This is a genomic window from Streptomyces sparsus (genome assembly GCF_054776295.1).
This window is the reverse complement of sequence record NZ_BAAHCA010001146.1, coordinates 1-1379: the sequence shown is the minus strand read 5'-3', so window position 1 is coordinate 1379 and position 1379 is coordinate 1. Positions and strand designations below refer to the sequence as shown.

Annotated in this window: 2 protein-coding genes and 1 pseudogene; 1 reads left to right on the top strand and 2 read right to left on the bottom strand. The window is 74.5% G+C overall.

From position 1 onward, the window contains the following. Both ACYVE9_RS27005 and ACYVE9_RS27000 read right to left on the bottom strand, forming a co-directional pair. Window positions 1-542 (bottom strand): amidase family protein (locus ACYVE9_RS27005; protein WP_461030515.1); only part of this gene is annotated, 542 nt, incomplete at its 3' end. 105 nt (window positions 543-647) lie between these two features. After that, window positions 648-1079, bottom strand: a pseudogene (locus ACYVE9_RS27000) (hypothetical protein); the annotation flags it as partial. Between the two features lie 158 nt (window positions 1080-1237). Between ACYVE9_RS27000 and ACYVE9_RS26995 the strand changes: the two are divergent. Further along, window positions 1238-1379, top strand: a 142-nt coding sequence (locus tag ACYVE9_RS26995; RefSeq protein ID WP_461030516.1) for an SDR family NAD(P)-dependent oxidoreductase, incomplete at its 3' end; no start/stop codon positions are given.

Sequence of the window (1379 nt, the reverse complement as noted above, 5' to 3'; positions counted from 1 at the left end):
CCCCCGTCACTGGCGTGCGCGACGGGCGCCAGTCCGGCGGCCACGGCCGCCGCCGCGCCCCCGCTGGACCCGCCCGCGGACCTCGTGGTGTCCCAGGGGGTCCGAGCGGGCGGGCCGACCGCGTTCTCGGTGTAGCAGGGCAGCCCGAACTCGGGGGTGTTCGTCTTGCCCGTCATGATCGTGCCGCCCGCCCGGAGCCGGGTCACCAGGTGGTCGTCCAGGTCGGGCACGTGGTCGGCGTAGGCACGGGAGCCGAACGTGCAGCGCACCCCGGCCACCATGTTGAGGTCCTTCACCGGCACCGGCACGCCGAACAGCGGCGGCAGCGCCCGGCCCTCGCGGCGGGCCGCCGCGGCGGTGCTCTCCGCCTCGGCCGCCTGCTTGCGGGCCAACTCGGGGGTGGGTGTCAGGAAGGCGCCCAGCTCGCCGTCGAGACGCTCCGTCCGGGCGAGGTAGTGCTCGGTCAACTCGACCGGGGACAGCCGACCCTCCCGCACCTCCCGGGCCTGCTCGGTCGCGCTGAGGTCGTGCAACTCCGCCATCGCCGTCCGCCTTCCGTCCGCTGCGCCCCACCGCCCGCGGCCCGGGCGGTGCCAGGCAGCATCGTCGCACTACCCCTGGGTAACCACCACCCTGCCCACGGTGTCGCCGGTGCCTGCCTGGTTGGCGGATATCAGCCCGCGCAGCACCAGGGCCAGCGGGCTGCGCGGCGCCGCCTCGGGCGTGTCCACCGGCAGCAGCGCCCGGCCGCCCCAGGTGCGCCGGTGCCATGCGTCGGGAGCGGTCGGCTGGCGAATGCCGAAGTGCTTCTGCTGCTTGCGGCGCCGGGCGAACTCCGCCTCGTACGCCAGCCACACGGCCCGTGCCTCCTCCAGCTCCTCCAGCGCCGCGACCAGCCGGGCGGGGTCCGGGCCACGGTCGTCCGGACCGAACCCGGCGCGGGCGCACAGGTGGTGCCAGGTCGCGCGGTGGCCGTAGGGGGCGAACCGCTCCAGGCACTTGCGCAGGGCCTGCCGTCGCTCTCCGGGTGTGCGGCTGCTGTCGCGTACTTGAGCGGCAAGCGCTCTGAAACCGGCCAAGGTAACCCACCTCCGACTGAGTCGACCGGAGTCGTCGACTATGGGACGTAACGCGGTGCGCTTTGGATCCGCCCTTGTCAGAGCCTTTCCGCACCGCATACCGACCGGTTAGTCTGCGGTTGCCCGGCAGGCAGCCCCAGCGAGGAGGGACACAGCGCGTGGACGATCCCCGGCAGACCACCGTCGTGGTGACCGGCGCCGGCGCCGGCATCGGTGCCGCCCTGGCCCGCAGCTTCGCCGAGCGCGGCGCCCTGGTCGCCGTGGTCCACCGTCCAGGCGCCGCTGTCGACCACGTGCACA